At 44.2% G+C, this 19,165-nt stretch carries 19 protein-coding genes; 4 read left to right on the top strand and 15 right to left on the bottom strand.

Features of this window, described 5'->3' with window-relative positions; translation table 11 throughout:
- Positions 1-301: 301 nt before the first annotated feature.
- The 7 genes from J9B83_RS14190 to J9B83_RS14160 all read right to left on the bottom strand — a co-directional run bounded on the left by J9B83_RS14190 (position 302) and on the right by J9B83_RS14160 (position 6,300).
- Positions 302-673 (bottom strand): helix-turn-helix domain-containing protein, encoded by a 372-nt coding sequence (locus J9B83_RS14190; protein ID WP_211537480.1) that lies wholly within the window; start codon positions 671-673, stop codon positions 302-304.
- A 31-nt stretch (positions 674-704) separates the two neighbouring features.
- Positions 705-1,007: a type II toxin-antitoxin system HigB family toxin gene (locus J9B83_RS14185; RefSeq protein WP_001219935.1), complete on the bottom strand. Its 303-nt coding sequence runs from the start codon at positions 1,005-1,007 to the stop codon at positions 705-707.
- Between the two features lie 324 nt (positions 1,008-1,331).
- A complete protein-coding gene (locus J9B83_RS14180; RefSeq protein ID WP_211537479.1) occupies positions 1,332-2,813 on the bottom strand; it encodes a tripartite tricarboxylate transporter permease in 1,482 nt (493 codons plus the stop codon).
- Positions 2,814-2,822: 9 nt separating this feature from the next.
- Positions 2,823-3,350 carry a tripartite tricarboxylate transporter TctB family protein gene (locus J9B83_RS14175; protein WP_211537478.1) on the bottom strand — a complete coding sequence of 176 codons (528 nt, stop codon included), beginning with the start codon at positions 3,348-3,350 and terminating at the stop codon, positions 2,823-2,825.
- The gene (locus tag J9B83_RS14170) at positions 3,340-3,852 is read right to left on the bottom strand and encodes a universal stress protein (RefSeq protein WP_211537477.1); all 513 of its coding nucleotides are present in this window, start codon (positions 3,850-3,852) and stop codon (positions 3,340-3,342) included. Before J9B83_RS14170 ends, J9B83_RS14175 begins: the two co-directional genes overlap by 11 nt.
- Before the next feature lie 56 nt (positions 3,853-3,908).
- Positions 3,909-5,267, bottom strand: coding sequence for an aldehyde dehydrogenase family protein (locus J9B83_RS14165; RefSeq protein WP_211537476.1), 1,359 nt, complete (start codon positions 5,265-5,267; stop codon positions 3,909-3,911).
- Positions 5,268-5,340: 73 nt separating this feature from the next.
- The gene (locus J9B83_RS14160) at positions 5,341-6,300 is read right to left on the bottom strand and encodes a tripartite tricarboxylate transporter substrate binding protein (protein ID WP_236037325.1); all 960 of its coding nucleotides are present in this window, start codon (positions 6,298-6,300) and stop codon (positions 5,341-5,343) included.
- Between the two features lie 321 nt (positions 6,301-6,621).
- On the opposite strand from J9B83_RS14160, the gene J9B83_RS14155 reads away from it, so the two are divergent.
- The 3 genes from J9B83_RS14155 to J9B83_RS14145 all read left to right on the top strand — a co-directional run bounded on the left by J9B83_RS14155 (position 6,622) and on the right by J9B83_RS14145 (position 10,734).
- On the top strand, positions 6,622-7,791 hold the full coding sequence (locus J9B83_RS14155) for a p-hydroxyphenylacetate 3-hydroxylase oxygenase component (protein ID WP_211537475.1): 1,170 nt from the start codon (positions 6,622-6,624) through the stop codon (positions 7,789-7,791).
- 89 nt (positions 7,792-7,880) lie between these two features.
- The gene (locus J9B83_RS14150) at positions 7,881-8,795 is read left to right on the top strand and encodes a p-hydroxyphenylacetate 3-hydroxylase reductase component (RefSeq protein ID WP_211537474.1); all 915 of its coding nucleotides are present in this window, start codon (positions 7,881-7,883) and stop codon (positions 8,793-8,795) included.
- 610 nt (positions 8,796-9,405) lie between these two features.
- Positions 9,406-10,734 carry an ATP-binding protein gene (locus J9B83_RS14145; RefSeq protein ID WP_211537473.1) on the top strand — a complete coding sequence of 443 codons (1,329 nt, stop codon included), beginning with the start codon at positions 9,406-9,408 and terminating at the stop codon, positions 10,732-10,734.
- 19 nt (positions 10,735-10,753) lie between these two features.
- Here J9B83_RS14145 and J9B83_RS14140 read toward each other — a convergent pair whose 3' ends face one another.
- The 8 genes from J9B83_RS14140 to J9B83_RS14105 all read right to left on the bottom strand — a co-directional run bounded on the left by J9B83_RS14140 (position 10,754) and on the right by J9B83_RS14105 (position 17,472).
- The gene (locus tag J9B83_RS14140; protein ID WP_211537472.1) at positions 10,754-11,932 is read right to left on the bottom strand and encodes a multidrug effflux MFS transporter; all 1,179 of its coding nucleotides are present in this window, start codon (positions 11,930-11,932) and stop codon (positions 10,754-10,756) included.
- Between the two features lie 12 nt (positions 11,933-11,944).
- Positions 11,945-12,382: a GlcG/HbpS family heme-binding protein gene (locus J9B83_RS14135; RefSeq protein ID WP_211537471.1), complete on the bottom strand. Its 438-nt coding sequence runs from the start codon at positions 12,380-12,382 to the stop codon at positions 11,945-11,947.
- 63 nt (positions 12,383-12,445) lie between these two features.
- Complete coding sequence (locus J9B83_RS14130) at positions 12,446-13,345, bottom strand: helix-turn-helix domain-containing protein (RefSeq protein ID WP_211537470.1); 900 nt, start codon at positions 13,343-13,345, stop codon at positions 12,446-12,448.
- 133 nt (positions 13,346-13,478) lie between these two features.
- The gene (hpaI, locus tag J9B83_RS14125) at positions 13,479-14,285 is read right to left on the bottom strand and encodes a 4-hydroxy-2-oxoheptanedioate aldolase (RefSeq protein WP_211537469.1); all 807 of its coding nucleotides are present in this window, start codon (positions 14,283-14,285) and stop codon (positions 13,479-13,481) included.
- A gap of 32 nt (positions 14,286-14,317) precedes the next feature.
- The gene (gene hpaH / locus J9B83_RS14120; protein ID WP_211537468.1) at positions 14,318-15,121 is read right to left on the bottom strand and encodes a 2-oxo-hept-4-ene-1,7-dioate hydratase; all 804 of its coding nucleotides are present in this window, start codon (positions 15,119-15,121) and stop codon (positions 14,318-14,320) included.
- A gap of 10 nt (positions 15,122-15,131) precedes the next feature.
- A complete protein-coding gene (locus J9B83_RS14115) occupies positions 15,132-15,899 on the bottom strand; it encodes a fumarylacetoacetate hydrolase family protein (protein ID WP_211537467.1) in 768 nt (255 codons plus the stop codon).
- 9 nt (positions 15,900-15,908) lie between these two features.
- Positions 15,909-16,646 (bottom strand): fumarylacetoacetate hydrolase family protein, encoded by a 738-nt coding sequence (locus J9B83_RS14110; RefSeq protein ID WP_211537466.1) that lies wholly within the window; start codon positions 16,644-16,646, stop codon positions 15,909-15,911.
- Between the two features lie 76 nt (positions 16,647-16,722).
- Positions 16,723-17,472, bottom strand: a complete 750-nt coding sequence (locus J9B83_RS14105) for a helix-turn-helix domain-containing protein (protein WP_211537465.1) — start codon at positions 17,470-17,472, stop codon at positions 16,723-16,725.
- A gap of 225 nt (positions 17,473-17,697) precedes the next feature.
- Between J9B83_RS14105 and hpaE the strand changes: the two genes are divergently transcribed.
- The gene (gene hpaE, locus J9B83_RS14100) at positions 17,698-19,161 is read left to right on the top strand and encodes a 5-carboxymethyl-2-hydroxymuconate semialdehyde dehydrogenase (RefSeq protein ID WP_211537464.1); all 1,464 of its coding nucleotides are present in this window, start codon (positions 17,698-17,700) and stop codon (positions 19,159-19,161) included.
- Positions 19,162-19,165: the final 4 nt, after the last annotated feature.

The following is a 19,165-nucleotide window of genomic DNA, read 5'->3' as shown; positions in this document are numbered from 1 at the left end:
CCGCCAGCAACAGGAACCTGCCGTTAAAGCAATTTAACGTGTGCCCAAGTAATGGGAATCCCCCACCGAAATAAGCGGAGCTAGGTGGGGGAGGATGTCAAGAAATCGTTGTCTGAGTAGGGCGACTTTTTGTTCTGGCGTGAATGTCTGTACTGAACGCTCGTTTTGAGCGCTACGCAAAGCCTCTCTTAATGCGAGAAGCTGCTGCTTTTCGTTTTCAAGCTCAGCTAGCCTGTTATCAATAGCCGAAATGTTTGGGTAGCGAGCGTCATTCATAATAAACTAATTTTGATTCGCAGCACTATGAAGCGCGAACTTGCGGTGGCTTGATCAGTGACTCTGCTGGAATACCTAGCCCTTCATGAAGTTTCCAAATCATTTTTAGCGTGAGTGATCGCTTATGGTTTAGGATTTCATAAACACGATTGCTTTTACCTATCATGGGTTCAAGGTCTTTAACCGTTAATCCTTTGCGCTCCATCTCAAACTTTATTGCCTCAACAGGGTCTGGCAAATCCATTGGGAAATACTTTGCTTCGTAGGCTTCAACTAACGTAACCAAAATGTCCAGCTTTTCGCCTTCGACGGTATCAGGCTCCGCCATCATTAGGTTTTCGATGTCGTTTAATGCCGCGCGGTAGTCGGCATCTGTTTTAATAGGTCTGATGTCCATTATATTTACCTCTTGTTACTACCTTTTGACTTCAAATCGTTTGCACATCAATTTTATCGTATTGTGCATGGCTGCCGATAAACCGTATGTAAACCACCTTGTAGGCATAATTGATCCAAACAACTAACCGGTATTTATTACCGGCAATGTTAAACACGACACGCCCATCTTTGAGGATGCTGGCATTTCTAAAGTCCTGTTTCACATCCGACGGTGATCCCCAATCAGCGTTTAATGCATGCCTATACCACGCTAAAGTTGGCTCTTTAGCGTCAATGTATTCTGGGCTGTCTTCCCAAAATGTTTTTAAGGTTGATAGTGCGATAATTCTCATAAAAAGATGTTAGTCCCAATTTGGGACTTTTGCAAGTTTGGCATTTTTGGTGCGGATAGGATTGTTACCGCATCCCCGATTGCCCCATTCCTTGGGGCAGTTTAATTTCCTCTTATTCACCCTGTAAAGCTTGCGGCATCTAGTGTTGCCCCATTGTCCCAACTGCCCACAGTAAATGAGCAAATGAGTGGCTAGTTAGTTTCGCCTGATGGGGCTGCCAGCGTCGCTGGGCAAACAAAAAAAAACCGACTTGATGGTGTTCTTACAAAACACTAATCAGTCGGTCTTTTTGATATTTTCAATCAATACCTTACAACAAAAAGATCAATCTCGGCGAGCGTCACGCACTTTACTAAACACAAACACCGCGATCGATAACACAGTCACTGACAGCAAGGTTAAGGCTATAGGACGATCGAAGAAAATACTGAACTCCCCGTTGGATACCCCTAGCGCTTGACGCATTCGATTTAGAAAAACCGGACCTAACACCAACCCCAGAATAATGGGCACTGCAGGAATATTATTTTTCTTCATGATATAGCCGATGATAGAAAAACCTAAGGCAATAAAAGCATCACTGAACTGATAATTTTGACTGTAGGCGCCTAAAAAACCCAACACAAATATCAGTGAACCAATAAAGCGTCCACGTATGCGAGTAATGTTCACAATGTACTTTGACGCAAACGTTAAATACACAAAGATAAACACGTTCATCATAAACAAAGAAACGTACAGGCCAGAGATAAACTCTGGATGCTCGGTAAATAGGCGTGGGCCAGGTGTATAGTTGTGTACCATAAAGACTGACAACAACATGGCCATCAAAGCATCTGCAGGAATGCCAAAGGCTAACAGAGGAACAAGAACCGACGCAGTTACTGCATTGTTCGACGTTTCTGATGCTACAATACCAGCCTCTGCACCCTTGCCAAATTCATCTGGGTTTTTCGAGAACTTCTGTGCCAAGGTATAAGAAAAGAACTGTGAACCAAATTCCCCAACGCCAGGCAATAACCCCATCACAACACCCAAAATAGCTGAGCGTATCGCCGTAACCTTGTTACGCATCAGAACAGTAAAGCCTTCAAAACGACCAGAGCCTTCTAACTTGGTTTTAAAAGAGTCTCCTCCCTTGGACGATATCAAAACATACCCTTGAGACATGGCAAATAAGCCGATTACGGCTGGCACCAAAGGCACACCGGCTAACAACCAATCTTGATCAAAGGTGTACACTTGCGAATTGTAAGAACGGTCAATACCCACGGTGCCCAAAAACATCCCCAGCCCAATCATGGCTGCTGCTTCTAAGGCGTATTTATTGTGTGCTAATACAACGAAAACCATCCCTAAAAGTGCCAACATGGCAAATTCAGCGCTGCCGAATAGGGTTGCGACCTGTGATAAAGCTGGTGCAAAAAAGACCAAAGACAACACACTGACGATGCCACCAAAAAAAGACGATGTATAAGCTATCGACAGAGCTTTTTTTCCATGACCTTTTTTCGCCATGGGGTAGCCATCGTAGGTGGTTAATACCGCCACGGGGGTACCGGGCGTATTCATTAAAATAGCGGGGATGGCACCGCCATACCAAGCACCACCATACACACCCAACAACAGGGTCACACCAAATAATGGCTCCATCGTAAAGGTTAGAGGCAACAAAATGGCCATCACACCCGCAGGCTCTAAACCTGGAATTGATCCGATTGTTACACCAATCAGTGCGCCAATAATAACCGCCCAAATAACACCGTTACCAAAGACTTCATTAATGCCTAATGCTATTAAATCCATGCTCACTCTCTAAAAATATTTATTCATAAACCAAAGGGTTTCGCCGCTAAACAGGGCTTCATACAAGGCCACATCAGGAATCCAGATGTTTACGCCAACACGGAATATCAAGGTAATTATGGCGACGGCCACCAGAGTATTAATAGCCCACAGAACGGATAACAAACGGCTTAGCCACACAATCGACAACACAAACAAGGTAGTCGATAAAACAAATCCGATGACGGTAATGGCATTAATGTAGACATAAAATAAAACGGCTGTGATCAGGACCACGCGGTGATGCGTCAAGCTGTCTGCTAAGTTCTCGATCAGACTTTTTTCACCTTCAATCGGCCTTATCACCAATATCAACTTTATCAATGAAAAGAATAACAGCACGCCTAGACCAAACAATGGCGCCACATAGGGTTTAGTAAACCAGCCATGGTTTCGTTTAACATCGACTGTGTAATCCTGAAAAAACACTATAAGATAGGCGCTCAGTACCACTATGATAAGAAAAAACAACCTTGATTTACGGTTTTCAATGTCCATTTTCGCCCCCTAACGCATCGTTCTCAATTGCCTTTGAAATGGGTACAATCAAAATGGGCACAGTGGCGTTATGGATGACTTTTTGTGCCGTTGATCCAAGAAACATGCGTGATAAAGCGTTCACTCTTCGGTCACCCATCACGACCATGTCCGCTGATACATCCTTTACTGTTTCAACAATTTTATTCGCCGGCTCCCCAAAGCGAACGACGATTTCAATACGATCGTCACTGAAGGCAATGTCGCTGAGCTCTTCGGCTATAAAACGCTCGATACGTTGACGCATATAAACACGCAGCTCTTCTTTTAATGAATCAGCATGGGCATCTTGGGATTTTTTTATTTTGAATCCAACGAAGCTGTCGTCGTTTCCTCGGTGGAATTGCTCAGACACGTGCAAAAAGAAAATTTTTGCGTTGGACATAATGGCTTGTGACAAGGCAGCACGCAATACAGCTCTACTGCCCTTCTCGAGGTCCGACGCATACAAAATATTGTTCATGTATTTGCTCCAAACAAGAGAGCCACCGTTTAGGTGGCTCTCTTATTGCTCACGGTTTATTTAGCTCGGTTGATAACCTTGCGAACCGTATTTTCCAATAACCCTTCCATACCAAATTCAACGCCTAATCCAGAGGATTTGTTGCCGCCAAAAGGAACATGGGGTAGGACTTCGGCATGGTTGTTCACCCACACAGTCCCAGAATCTAACTGGCTAATCACCCATTCCAGTTGTTCACTGGGCTCACCCCACACAGATCCACCCAAGGCAAACTCTTTATGGATCGCTGTTTCCATCACCGCTTCAAGATCATCGTAAGGAATGATCGGTAACACAGGACCAAATTGCTCATCGCACACCACATCCAATGTGATAGGTGGGTTTTTAATGATGGTTGGTGCAATGAAATAGCCGTTAAGTCCTGCTGGTAATTCTGGCGCAATCACCTCAGCACCTGAGGCTTTCGCCTGTGCAATCATGGCATTGACTTTTTCGTACTGGCTGGCGTTTTGCACAGGGCCAAAAGTCACTCCCGACTGCATACCATCGCCTACAACTTGCGCAGCGGCAATCTTAACCAAGGCATCACACAATGCCTCGTATTTGGAGCGATGGACGTACAGACGCTTCAAACAAGCACAGGTCTGACCCATGTTAACGAAGGACGTCATGAAGATTTTTTCAGCCAAGGCGTCGATGTTGGCATTTTCTAACACAATACCCGCGTCGTTACCGCCCAACTCTAAGGTGACTTTTTTCAAATCCCCTGCTACCAGTTGTGCGATGCGCTTTCCAACCGGAGTGGAACCAGTAAACACCACTTTTTTCACATCTGGGTGCGTTAGTAATGGTTCACCAACTTCTTTTTCACCTATCACTACCTGAACCAAGTTTGGTATTGTGTGCTGGTTAATAATGTCGGCCAACTTTAACGTGCTGATCGGTGTCAATGAAGAAGGTTTAATAACCACACTATTTCCAGCTCGCAATGCAGGCATAATGTGCCAAATCGCAATCATTAATGGCCAATTCCACGGTGTAATCGACGCCACAACACCTATCGGCATTCGATGTACTTCCACCGTGCGCTCTGGACTGTCTTCGAGAACTTCCGGCTCCATGGTTAGCGCCGCATTGTAGTGAGTCCAACCAACCGCCCCGCCTACTTCAAACTGAGCTAACCCAAGAGGTTTGCCCTGTTCCGATGTCACCATGCTGGCCAGTTCTGCGCCGGCGGCTTTAATAGCATTCGCCACGGCATGAAGCGCTTCTGCACGCTCTTCATGGGACTTTGCGGACCAAGTAACAAAGGCGGTTTTGCTGTTTTCAACCGCGACCTGCACATCGTCTACCGTAGAAGTTCCAATGGTTTTATAAATCTGTTTAGTTGCTGGATTAAGGATATCTAAAGCCATGTGCTCTCCGTTTATTATTATGTTTGCCAATGACCGAAGCCAACATCGCTGTTGGCTTCTATACTATTAACGATCAGTTTACGTATTTAGAAAGTTCTTCAGCATTTTTATAGTCATGTTCGACTAACTTCTTGGCATTATCTGCACTTGTCCAATACACACCAGCACCTGTTGTTGCCTGTAGTTTTAGCACTTCTGGCCGCTGCAAAGCCTGTTCTGCAATGGATGCTATTTTGTCGATGGTGGCTTGTGGAGTCCCTTTTTTAACGAACAAACCATTCCACAACGTTTGTGAAATGCCCGCCGCTTCGCTAAGGGTTGGAATATCTGGACTTATAACTAAACGGTTGTATGTGAAAGAGGTCAGTAATTTCACTTCTTTGGAATCTAAACAAGGCAGGATTAACTGTGTGGTTGTGTTAATCACATCCGCATCGCCATTGGCCAATGTAGAACAATCGAGAGCATCGAACGCAGAATCGGAAGCAAACTTGAAGTTGAGTTTGTCAGCGGCTTTAAAAGTAATTGCTGTGGGAGTGGCTTGATAACCAAAATGACCTAATGAGACTTGATGGCTTTTGGCATAATCAGCAAGCTCACCTAAAGTGTTGTAAGGCGCGTCTGATTTAACGGCCAATACGAAGGGGTAATCGAGAAAGATACCGACTGGAACAAACGCGTCGGCAGAGTAAGGCGCGTTGCCACCAACGACTTGTGTGGTCAACAAATCCACTACAAAAGAGCCAATCACGCTGCCATCGGGACGAGACTGAGCCACCGTCGTTGCACCTAATACGCCACCGCCACCAGGCTTATTTACCACAGTAGCCGGTACACCCGTTTCCTTAGACATTTCCTCTGCAATAATGCGAGTCAGCACGTCTTCTAGATCGCCTGGTGGCCAAGGTACAATAAACTTAACGGGGCGGTTAGGATAATCAGCAGCCATGGCCACTGTGCCGGCAAAGACACTGCTTAATAAAGCGGATGCTGCGAGTAGCTTACATGTTTGATTTATAGTTTTTTTCATCATATTTACTCTTTTGGGTGATATTTTCCAAGCTACACCCATCAAACACCGTATTCCATGTCCCTAAAGGGACATTTTTTATCCCTCGTACCTATTAACCACTTTCAGAATATTTATCTTCTTACTGATTTTAAAAACAACAACAGTCGCTTCTTGTGGACAATCGGCCCGTCAAACAAACACCTCATATAACAACATCTGTTTGAGGCTAAATAATGGAGATTCTGGAAAAGTCCTAACCTTTGTCTAAAAAGAACATTCATTTGTGCTCGTTAAGTATTGATACTGGTCGAAATTAAGTAATAAAAATAAAAGGATAGCCAAATGAAACGTCACAACCCTATGTTAGACGCATTAAAAGAAGTACTTCCAGAAATCGCACAAAGAGCCAGCGAAACCGAAGAATTAAGAAAAGTACCTGCCGAAAATATCGCTCTTTTGAAAAAAGTCGAGTTGCACAAAGCTTTTCTTCCTAAAGCATACGGAGGTCACGAAATTTCTCTACCGCAATTCGGTGATTGCATCGCAGCCCTTGCTGGCGCTTGCGCTAGTACCGCATGGGCTTTTAGCTTGCTTTGTACTCACAGCCATCAGATCGCACTTTTCCCAAAACAGGCTCAAGACGATATTTGGAGCAGTGACACCGATGCGCTAGCCAGTAGTAGTATTGCGCCTTTTGGTAGGTATGAGGAAACCGAAGGCGGTGTCATTTTTACGGGTGACATGCGTTGGAGTAGTGGCTGCGAACACGCAGAATGGGCACTATGTGGTTTTTTACGTGAAAATGCTGGAGGCACTAAAGATCATTGTTTTGCTTTGATTCCTGCTACGGATTACACCATCGATGACGACTGGTATTCTGCCGCGATGAAAGGCAGTGGTACGAAAACCTTGGTGATTAAAGACAAGTTTGTCCCTGAACATCGTATTCAAAAAGCCAAAGACATGATGGAAGGGAAATCAGGTGGGTTCGGCTTATACCCTGACAGCAAAATTTTCTATTCACCTTACCGCCCTTATTTTGCTTCTGGTTTTTCAGCTATTGGTCTTGGTATTGCTGAACGCATGCTAGAGCATTTCAAAGAAGCAACCGCTGGTCGTATCCGCGCTTATACAGGCGCCAGAGTGGGAGCCGCGACACCTGCTATTTTACGAATTGCCGAATCGTCACATCAAGTTATGGCTGCCCGTGCTTTCCTTGAAAAAACGTGGGATGAACATGCTGAATACGCAGAAGCACATCGTTACCCAGATCGTGCGACATTAGCTGAGTGGCGCACAAACCAAGCTTATGTCATCAAAATGTGTGTCGAAGCTGTAAATCGTCTGTTCAGCAGTATGGGGGCAAGTAACTGGTATTTGGATAAAGAAGCACAGCGCTTATTCCGTGATAGCAATATTACTTGTGCCCACGCCTACACCGACTATGACGTGTGTGCTCAGATCTTTGGTCGTGAGATCATGGGCCTAGAACCCGATCCGACTCTTCTGTAACACCCGCTTTATTCCTCTCATTACGCATTACCAAGAGTTAAACCCTACTTGGTAATGCGTACAATAAATACAATAATAGGAAACCTACCATGGAATTTGATGCGAAAAAATTTCGCCGTTGCCTTGGCAACTTTGCCACTGGCGTTACCGTCATTACCGCTAAGTCTAGTGACGGCACTCAAGTTGGGGTTACAGCAAACAGCTTCAACTCAGTCTCACTTGATCCACCTTTAGTGCTTTGGAGTATCGTTAAAACCTCCAGCAGCTACGCCGTATTTGATAACGCCTCTCACTTTTCTGTCAATATCTTAGCGGCAGATCAAATTGATTTGTCCAATAATTTCGCTAAGCCCAGTGACGATAAATTTGCCAATGTTGAGACTCAACCTGGTGCGGGCGACGCTCCACTATTAATGAATACCGCCGCCAATTTTCAGTGTGAAAAGTATCAAATTGTCGATGGCGGTGACCACTGGATCATGATTGGTAAAGTCGTTGCTTTTGAAAATCATGGCCGCGCTCCTTTACTGTATGTTCAAGGTAGCTATGCCGGCGCCATCCCTTTTACCGGGGCAAAAACACCGGCTCAAAATGTTGCGTCGGAACAAACATTGGCTCGTTTGCATGACAGCTCTATTTATTTGATGACTAAAGTACTGCAGAAAATTCAAGAGAATTATCTGCCTAAGCAGTCCTCAACTGGATTGAATACCAGCGAAGCACGTTTACTACTAGTACTTAGCGATACCAATGGCACCAGCGTAGAAGATTTGACACAGCTAGTTACTATTCCCGCTGTTGATGTCTCTAGTGGTCTTGATAGTCTAAAAAGCTTTGAACTCATTGATGACAACCTTTCGTTAACCAGTAAAGGTCACGACATGGCTGAGCGTTTATGGGCGATTTCCAATCAACAGCAAGAAGATATCCTTGCCATGCTTAATGAGTCAGAGCGTGAAATCTTTAAAGATATTCTTCACATCTTGTTGAAAAAAATGCCTTAGCGTTTCTAGTATTTGGTCTATGAACTGCTCGTAGCTAAAGCTATCGAGTTTCCAAGACAAAAACCTAAGCTAATGTCCTTTGTTGTAAGAAATGCAGACAACAATGCATCACTGGTCATTAAGAAACGGGCGATTCATTTTATTTTAGACACTGGAACGGTGTTATCTGACAACGGGGTTTTACGAACTAAGTCAGATAGTGGACGTGGAGGAAAATGTAAGTCTGGCCGAGTCAAAAGCTCGACCAGCGGTGTCCAACGGAACGTCAAAAAAGAAAAGCTAGCGGCTTAGGCCGCTTTTTGCTTTGCCATTGGCCTACACCTTAATATTGATGACGTAAGCAACGCACTTTCGATTGACTTGGTATTTGACGTTGCAGAGTATTTTCACGTTACTGAAAGTAAAGCCAAGGCCATCCACCAAAGATTATTAAACGCCGTTTCACAATGGGAAAGCCTTGCCCAACAAGCGGGCATCCGCAAAGAAGAAAGAGAACTATTGGGGGGCTGCTTTGTACTCGCATAGAACGCTACAACACTTTTATGCGCATAAAAGTGTAGTCTTAGTTATACTATAGGCTGTTAACAGTCTTAATTGGCAGGAAATGACAATGCAGCGCAACTTACTCAACGCCCTAATAGCATGGAAAAATCAACCTGTGCGCAAGCCATTATTGATCGATGGCGCAAGACAAACAGGTAAAACCTATCTGCTGCAAGAGTTGTTTGGGAACACCTTTTCCAACATCCTTCGTATCGACTTCCTTGAAAACCCAGCTTACAAAGAGGCGTTCGATGGTTCACTGTCACCTGATGAGCTAATAATGAACATTGAGCTGTTAACCAATCAGGCGTTCAACCCAGAAACCGACTTGCTGATATTAGATGAAATTGGCGAATGTGAGCGTGCCGTTACTTCGCTTAAGTATTTTGCCGAAAAAGCCCCGTCCCATTTTGTTGTAGCCAGCGGTTCGAACATTGGTTTGCTCAACACCTTCCCTGTAGGCAAGGTAGAACAATACAATTTACGACCACTGACCTTCCAAGAATTTATTTACGCATCCAACGAGCAAGCACTGATCAAAGCCTTTGATAGTCAAGCAAGCACACCGACAGTACACACTAAATTGATGGATAAACTCACTGACTACTTTTTTACCGGTGGTATGCCGGAAGCCGTTTCTGCTTGGTACCACTATAAGGATTCAAGCATTCTAGAGCGTGTTGAAAAAGTCACAAAAATTCATGCCGACTTAGTTGAAGGTTATCGCCGCGATTTTGGTAAGTACTCGGGCAAGGTCGATGCCACACTGATTGAATCTGTGTTTAATAGCATTCCAGCCCAGCTATCACTTGTCAGCGATGAGTCGGTCAAACGCTTTAAATTTAAGCATGTGCATGAGCGGAAATCTCGTTATAGCGACTTTGAAACCGCGATCCATTGGCTTAACTGTTGCCGCTTAGCCTTGCCAAACTACCCGATTGAAGGGTTGCCAAAATCGCCACTAGCGGCCTATAAAAAAGAGAATATGGTTAAACTGTTTCTGTTTGATGTGGGGCTGCTCAATCATATGCTGGGCAGCAGTTATAAAGAGATTAAGCAACAAAACTATGAACTCTCTATTTATAACTACAAAGGCTATGTGGCTGAGAACTTTGTGCAACAAGAGCTCACTGCTATTGGCGTTGACCCAAGCTATTCATGGAATGACGCCCGCGCTGAAATCGAATTTATTTTGGCGACCGATGAAGGCGATATCGTCCCTGTGGAAGTCAAAAGTGGTAAACGTACAAGAGCAAAATCGTTGGCATCCTACGTTGAAAAATGTGCACCCAGTAAAACCTTTAAGCTAACGGGTACACAAGGCTCTTCAGCGTTAGAACAAACCAATATAGTGATGCCTTTGTATTTCACGCAGTATTTACCTCAGAGATGGTAAAAGCGCGTTGCTTACGAGATTATGATCTTTTTGTGGTCAAGTAAAAAAGCATGCTCAGTGTGCCACAACAGGCCATGATGATGAGTAAACTGGCTGGGGTTCCATCAAACAAAAGACTGGCTATATAACTGACTAAACTGCCTAGAGCGAATTGAGTGGCGATAAATAATCCCGAGACGGTACCGGCTTTTTCAGGCAATAAATTAAATAAAGTAGCTAAGCTATTTGCCCCGATAGCACCGGTAACGCTGATATACAACATGGTAGCCATAACAAAAAATCCAAGATGGACGGTTTCAAGGCCAAACAAGAACCAAATGAAAACAGTAGCGCTAAAGGACACACCCATAGTGCCGGCTAAAGCATGTGTGACGCTGTAGCGTTTACTGAGCCAAGAATTGGCTAGTGTGGCGATAATAATGGCGAAAATATTCGCTGAAAACAGCATGGCATAGTGAGGCTCTGATAAACCAAAATGTTCGATGTAGATAAAAGCGGACGTGGCAATAAAGGCAAACATGCCCGCGAAGGATAAGCCATTGGTCATGGTGAATGCTATTAAGCGTGGTGACTGTAAGCAGTCTAAATAGTTACGGCCATAAGTGCGTAGACTGAAAGCGGTTTTGAAAGCTTTGCTCTTGGGTTCTGGTAGTAGCAAATAGCTACCAACTAGAGCAATAGTTGAAAAGGCCGCCAAAAAGTAAAAGATCCAACGCCATTCGAAATAACTGACTATGTAGGCGCCTAGTATAGGAGATGCCAACATTACCATCATAGAAATCACATGCATGTGCGACAAAATGGCCGCGGCCTTGGTTAACTCGTATAAATCTCGGACAAGAGCTCTGGCTAATACAGACGCCGCTGCACCACCAAGTGATTGTAAGAATCGAAACAGAATAAGCTGCTCACCCGAGCTGGCCATAGCGCACCCTACACTACTCAAAAAGTAGAATACAATACCCATTAACAGCAAACGCTTACGCCCCAACAAGTCGGATAAAGGGCCGAACAGCAGCATGCCTATGGCCATACCTAATAAAAAGACCGTAATGGTAGATTGGATTAATTGATCGCTCGCTCCCAAGCTGTTGGCAATGATGGGTAAGCTGGGCAAGTACATATCGATAGACAGAGGCCCAAACGCGACTAAAAGTCCCAATAATGGGATGGTTAATTTACTCAATGAGGATGACATAGTCGTGCCTTCTTAGCCCTGTAAAAAATCGGCTATAGACTGGAGTGCTGCCGTTGCACAATCGATATCCTGTTGCTCACTAGCGCCTGAAATACCAATAGCGGCGATAAGTTCATTGTCTATTAAGATAGGCAATCCTCCGCCTATGTAAGTGAAATCAGGTTCACTTTGCAATGCCATTAAAATGGGCATTCTTTCAGATAATCGACTTTGCCATTCTTTACTAGGAAGCTGAAAAGACGCGGCTGTTATGGCTTTGCGGTTCGCAATGGAGTGGGACAAGATTGGTGCTTTATTCATGTTGGCACAGGCTAAAGTGCGACCTGATGCGCATACAACAGAGACGCATATGGCGACTTCAATGCGCTCAGCGTAGTCCATGGCGGCTTGGCATAAAGACAAGGCAGTGGAGGTCGTGAGCGTGTGTTTTGTTGTGGTAATAATTGACATAATTTTCCTCATCTATGAATAGCAAATAAAAATAAGCTGGTTAAAGCGCTTGTTAGGCTTTAATCAGCTGGCTTGGTTTTGTTGTCGAAAACTTGTTGGGCTCATGCCGGTATTTTTGACAAAAAAACGTGAAAAATAGGAGGGGTCAAGATAACCCAGTGTATAGGCGATTTCATTGGTGTTTTTATTGGTATGGGACAAAAGGCGTTTGGCTTCCAACAAAATGCGACCATTGATCATTTTTTTGGGGCTGATCCCCGTTATTTTTTTGCACAAGTAATTCAAGCGACTTTCGTTGATGTTGAGTTCATTGCAATAAAACGAAATGTGCTTAGCGGTTAAAAAGTGTGTTTCAAGTAGGGTGCTAAAATGCCTGAAGCATAGGATTTCGGTTTGGCTGTGTTGTTTCTTGGGCTGCTCATAGCCTGATAGGCGCAGCATGGTTATCATTATCAGTTTAACAATGGCTTCTATGCTATCGAGTTTATATTGAGAGTCTCTGTACCATTCGGTTTTCAGCATATCAAAAAGGTTGACGAGCTCACCCCAGCTGCTGGTATTAGGGCCAGCGCCTTTTTGTCGATCGAGATGGAAGGGCATTAATAAAGCGTTGAGATTGCTATAACTGTTTAACTCCGAGAAAATTTTCTGCAAGTGGGTGCTATGAATGGTAATCACATAGCCAGGCGCAGTTGGCTCTGTCAAAAAGGCATGAGGCGTAGCGGGGGGAGTATAGAACGCTCCGCCGGAGTCGGTTTGAAAAACGTTTTGATCAATATTAAAAAGGGTATTACCGGACAAAATGAGGTGTATTTGGCAATAATCTGCATGTAAATGCATTGGCATATCACGACCAAAAAAGTCGGCCATTTTACCTAGTACATCAAAATGTATCGTGGCGTCTTGGTAAGCGATATCGTAATCCTGGCCGATATTGATATTGGGAATCCACTCTTTTGTCATAAGATTACCCGTGGTCTGTAAAGGAGTCGGTACGAAGTACTATTTGATAATGGATGATTACACAAGCGAAGAGAAGAAAATCCCAGCCTGTGAACGAACACAGGGCTGGGTAAACAAGGGTGATCGAACCCGTTTAATACACTGAAGGTGCGGATTCTTCCGTACCGGCTTGCTCCGGTTTAAAGGTATTTACCAAGGCCTTAGTACTGTTCATTAATAGGCCAGTATCACTGCCAACGGCCACAAACAAAGCGCCTAATGATAAATAGCGTTTTGCCTGTTGCGCGTCTGCCATCAAAATACCGGGTGCTTTGCCGGCAGCAAGAATTTTGGCAATGGCGTCTTCGATGACCGCTACCACAGCAGGATGATTAGGCTGACCAATGTACCCTAAAGAAGCACTAAGGTCGGCAGGCCCAATAAAGACACCATCGACTCCGTCAACGGCTAGAATATTGTCCAGCTCTTCCACCGCCTTAACAGATTCAATTTGTACCAGAACGCAAACTTCATCATTGGCCGTAGTTAGGTACTGGGGCGTACGATTAAACTGTGACGCTCTAGCCAAAGCACTGCCAACACCACGAATACCTTCAGGTGGATAGCGAGTTGCTTTCACAATAGCGGCAGCTTGTTCCGCATCGTCTACCATAGGTGCTAAAACAGTTTGTACTCCCAGGTCGAGGACCTGTTTTAACGCCACATGATCCGCCCAAGCAGGGCGAATAATCGGGTGACTATTAAAAGGAGCGATGGCTTGTAATTGCCCAACAAAAGTCTGCAAAGTATTCGGTGCGTGCTCACCGTCGAGCAAAAGCCAATCAAACCCCGCAGAAGCAATCAGCTCAGCAGTATAGTTATTTGCCAATCCCAACCACAGACCAATCTGTGGTTGACGATTTTTTAACGCCTGTTTAAAGGTGTTTTTAGGGGCAGACATAGTCATCTCCTAAACAATATAAGACGAAGAATTTAGGCGAAGTAGCAAGATACTGTGCCCAGAGGGCCATAATCTACCGTAAAGGTATCGCCTTTACGTGCCGCTACAGGACGCGTGAATGAACCACCAAGGATGATCTGACCAGGCTCTAACTCCACATCATATGGCGCCAATTTATTGGCTAACCAAGACACACCATTCGCAGGGTGATTCAGTACTCCCGCAGCAACCCCTGTTTCTTCGATAACGCCATTGCGTTGCATAATCGCTGAAACCCAACGTAAGTCCAATTCACTGACTTTGATAGGACGGCCACCCAAAATGATAGCAGCGTTCGCGGCGTTATCTGAAATCGTATCGAATACTTTACGAGGGCGCTTGCTCTCAGGGTCGATCGATTGGCTGCGTGCGTCGATGAGTTCAAGCGCTGGCACTACATAGCCAGTCGCATTGTAGACATCAAACATGGTGCAGTTTGGGCCTTTAAGAGGCTTGTCTAAAATAAACGCCAATTCCACCTCGATGCGCGGCACAATGAACTTGTCTGTATCGATTTCACAACCGTCGTGATACAGCATGTCGTCTAGCAAGGTACCGTAATCAGGCTCATCAATTTGTGAGCTCATTTGCATGGCACGTGAGGTTAAGCCAATTTTGTGGCCAATAACGTGACGGCCTTCATCAAGCTTCATTTGTACCCATTTACGCTGAATGGCATACGCATCTTCAATGGTAATCTCTGGGTAATCCAGTGAGATTTGACGAATTTGTACGCGCTCTTTCTCCGCTTTGTTTAGGCGTTCAGCGCAGGACGTAATAATATCGTTAGAAAGCATGTTATCCGCCTTATTGGTTTAACGTATTTAGGTAATCGGTTTCTGAAATGATGGTGTTCTTCAAGACACCTACACCTTCAACTTCTGTGACAACAACGTCACCAGGCTTCACATCAGCTAGGCCTTCTGGCGTACCGGTAAAAATCATATCGCCGGGTGTTAGCGTCATGATGTCGCTCAAGTAGGCAATAAGATGTGGAATGTTAAACACAAGATCCTTGGTATTACCTTCTTGCTTTAGCTCGCCATTAATATAGGTGCGTAGCATCAAGTTATGCGGATCTTTTACGTCTTTCGCGTCAACTAAATAAGGGCCGATTGGAGTACAGGTGTCACGGCTTTTTACGCGCAAGTTAGGACGGTAATAGTTTTCTAGATAATCACGGATAGCGTAATCATTACCGATCGTGTAACCGCCTACGTAATCCATAGCGTCTTCTTGAGAAACATTTTTTGCTTCTTTTCCGATAACAACCACAAGTTCACATTCATAATGCATGTAATCGACATTGTCGGGACGGAATGTTAGTTGATCATGGCCAATCAAAGAGTTTTTATTTTTTAAAAACACGAGTGGTTCATCAGGTGCTTTAAAAGACAGTTCTGCTGCGTGATCCGCGTAGTTAATAGCCAAGACAAACATTTTGCCATCACATGGCGGTAACCAAGTGAAGGTGCTTTCTTCAAGAATTTTGCCTTCTGACGTGACCACTTGGTCTTGATCATTCACGGTAACGTTTAGGGTGTCGTTATTAAACAGTATGCGAGCGCTCTTCATCACAGATTCCTATTCTTGTTCTACTGGGTTAGTTAGGCTGCCAATTTCTTCAATCTCTATGGTGACACTGTCGCCTGGTTTAATTTCTAGTTCTGGCGTACGTTCAGGAGTTCCAGCAATGATGATGTCTCCTTCTTCAAGTGTCATGAAACTGCTGATATAACTAACGATTTCTTCAACGGGATAAATTAATTGATCTGTGTTGGTTTCATGTACAACGGAACCATTGATCAGCGTTTTAATGGCCAATTGATTCGGTGTCTCGATCAAGGATTTATCTATTGTCCAAGGGCCAATAGGACAAAAAGTGTCGCGGCATTTCGCTTTTACAGCCGGGCGGTAAAAAGAGGTTTCTGCCAAGCTGACTTCGTTAACAAGGGTAAAACCTTGAATATGGTCTAACGCGTTATCGGCTGATACCCGAGTGGCTGTTTTGCCGATGACAATACCAAGCGAAGGACCAGCAAACACAGCGCCTTTGTCGCTTGGTACCTTGATGGAATGGCCATACCCAATGTGCGTATTGTCCGTTTTGATGTGTAAAACGGGCGTTTTAGGTGGTTGTACGTGAGGTTTCTCATTGAAAGCCACTTCAAGCGATGCTGCCAACTGCTTGTTGTTCAAAGCAACACCAATAACGCTGCCTGTCGTAGGTGGCAAAAAGGTGTTATCTAGTGCGATGTCAGAGCGAGAGCTCGCTGTTTTTGACACGTTTGTATTGGATTCTTTTTGTTTGTAATAAAACATGTATTTTTACCAAATGTAGTTAACATGTTAACTATCCTTGCGCAAAAAAGTGCCCTTGTCAATATAGGGTCATATTTTATTGTATAAATTGGTGGAACAATTCGGCTTGAGACTTGATAGACAGTTTTCGATAAATATTTTTGCGGTGGTTTTTGACTGTCCCTTCAGACACAAAACATTTCTCGGCAATATCGATGGATGTAAGCCCTTGAAGAATTAAAGTGACGATTTCTCTTTCTCGTTTGGTGAGATTGAAATGATCGAAACGTGCATATCGAAGATGTGGATTAGGCAAAGATGTTTGAGTTACGGTTTGCAAGTGACACATTTGTTGACGGAAAGATTCATGGGTTTTTATAGCGGCCTTAATGGACTTTAGGTAAGGCACGAGGGCTTGATGGATGCTCGCATGATTGTCATCGGTGGTGTAAACAATACATATTTTTGTGTCGTCATTAGTGCCAACAACAAAATTGGTTTCATTTTGCCAACCAAGGTGATGATAAAAGAGATCGTAGTATACAGAGTTACAAAAGGAATCACTGACTAAGCTATCAAGTGTGACCAGTTCATGATGCTCATGGCCATAGATCTCATCGTAAATAGGATCTAGTAAATAGGCTTGCTGGCAGTAAACTTTGTCGATGTCACTCATGACACAATCGCCGAGAAAATAGGGCGGTTTTTTCTTTGAATAACAAACAATCTTCGTATTAGAAATGGGTTCAATACTCTGTATTGATGACAGTACAGAGTCATAAAAATCGGCTTGTCCAATGCTTTCAATAATAGAGGGCAGTGCATCATAAAGGGTGGCATTGAGCATAGTTTGCACTCCATTTTTACGGTTTTTTTATTGTTTGGATGGGCAAAGATAATTCCACAATTTTTCAAAAAGTCAAATTTAGCATCTAAAAAAATTATAAAACCGCTTTGTTGAGGGTTTTCTGGGCTTGACGATGAAGAGTTTTAGAGTTAATTTATTTAACATGTTAACTAAATCAGTGTCGAGATGGTCTCGTTTGATGGCTTGTCAGGAGAAAAAAATAAAATGATTAAAAACTTGATAAACGGTAAATGGGTGGAAAGTAAAGAAACCTTTCAAACCTTTAATCCGGCAACCGGAGAAGTATTGGCTGAGGTGGCTCACGCTTCAGATGCTCAGGTGGCTGATGCCGTTGCGGCAGCGAAAGCTGCATTTCCAGCATGGGCAAACATGCCTGTGGCAAAGCGTTCCAAAATCATCACTAAGCTAGGTGATTTAATTGCTGACAACGTTGAAGCTCTGGCTCAAATGGAAACAGCAGACACTGGCTTGCCCTTGTATCAAACGCAGAATGCTTTAGTACCTCGCGCCTCAAATAATTTTTATTTTTTTGCTGAAATGGCAAAACAAATGAACGGCCATACTTATCCTATGGACGATCAAATGTTGAATTACTCTTTGTATCAGCCGACCGGTGTGTGTGCCCTTATTTCTCCATGGAACGTGCCTTTTATGACGGGTACATGGAAAACTGCACCATGTCTTGCTCTTGGTAACACAGCGGTTATGAAGCAATCTGAGTTGTCACCCTTGACGACCGATTTCCTTGGTCATTTAGCATTGGAAGCGGGTATTCCTGCTGGTGTGTTCAATATCGTTCACGGTCATGGTGCAACCACAGGTAATGCCTTGATCACCAATCCAGACGTTGCAGCAATTTCTTTCACCGGTGGTACGTCCACGGGTAAACACATTATCGCAGCGGCAGGATTGAAGAAATTTTCTATGGAGTTAGGCGGCAAGTCTCCTGTGATGATTTTTGACGATTGCGATTATGAGCGTGCATTAGACGCTGCGGTATTCGGCATCTTTTCCATTAATGGTGAGCGTTGTACAGCAGGTTCACGAATCTTTGTGCAAGAAACTATTTACGATAAATTTTGTGCCGATTTTGCGGCACGAGCCAACAAGATTGAAGTTGGCGATCCAACCGATATGAATACCAAAGTAGGCTCTTTGATCAGTCAACAACACTGGGAAAAAGTGACTGGGTACATTAAAACCGGTATCGAAGAAGGCGCGACCCTAATTGCAGGTGGTCCTGAGAAACCAACCGCCGAATTGCCAGAACACTTAAAAGGTGGGCATTTTGTTCGTCCAACGGCGTTCCGTGACGTTACCAATGACATGCGCATTGCCCGTGAAGAGATTTTTGGCCCCGTTGCCGTGTTGATTCCTTTTAAAGATGAGGAAGACGTTATTCAAATGGCGAACGACAACGAATACGGCTTGGCATCTTACCTGTGGACTCAAGACAACGGTAAGGTACATCGTATTGCCAATCGCATTGAAGCAGGCATGTTATTTGTTAATAGTCAAAATGTCCGTGATTTGCGCACACCATTCGGTGGTATGAAATCTTCCGGTACGGGTCGTGAGGGCGGTGTGTACAGCTATGAGATTTTCTGTGAACCTAAAAACGTTTGTATCAGTATGGGCAGCCATCATATTCCTAAGTGGGGCGTTTAGTCTG

This window comes from Marinomonas vulgaris (assembly GCF_018145875.1).
Taxonomy (GTDB): Bacteria; Pseudomonadota; Gammaproteobacteria; order Pseudomonadales; family Marinomonadaceae; genus Marinomonas; species Marinomonas vulgaris.
This window is presented reverse-complemented; position numbering and strand designations above follow the sequence as displayed.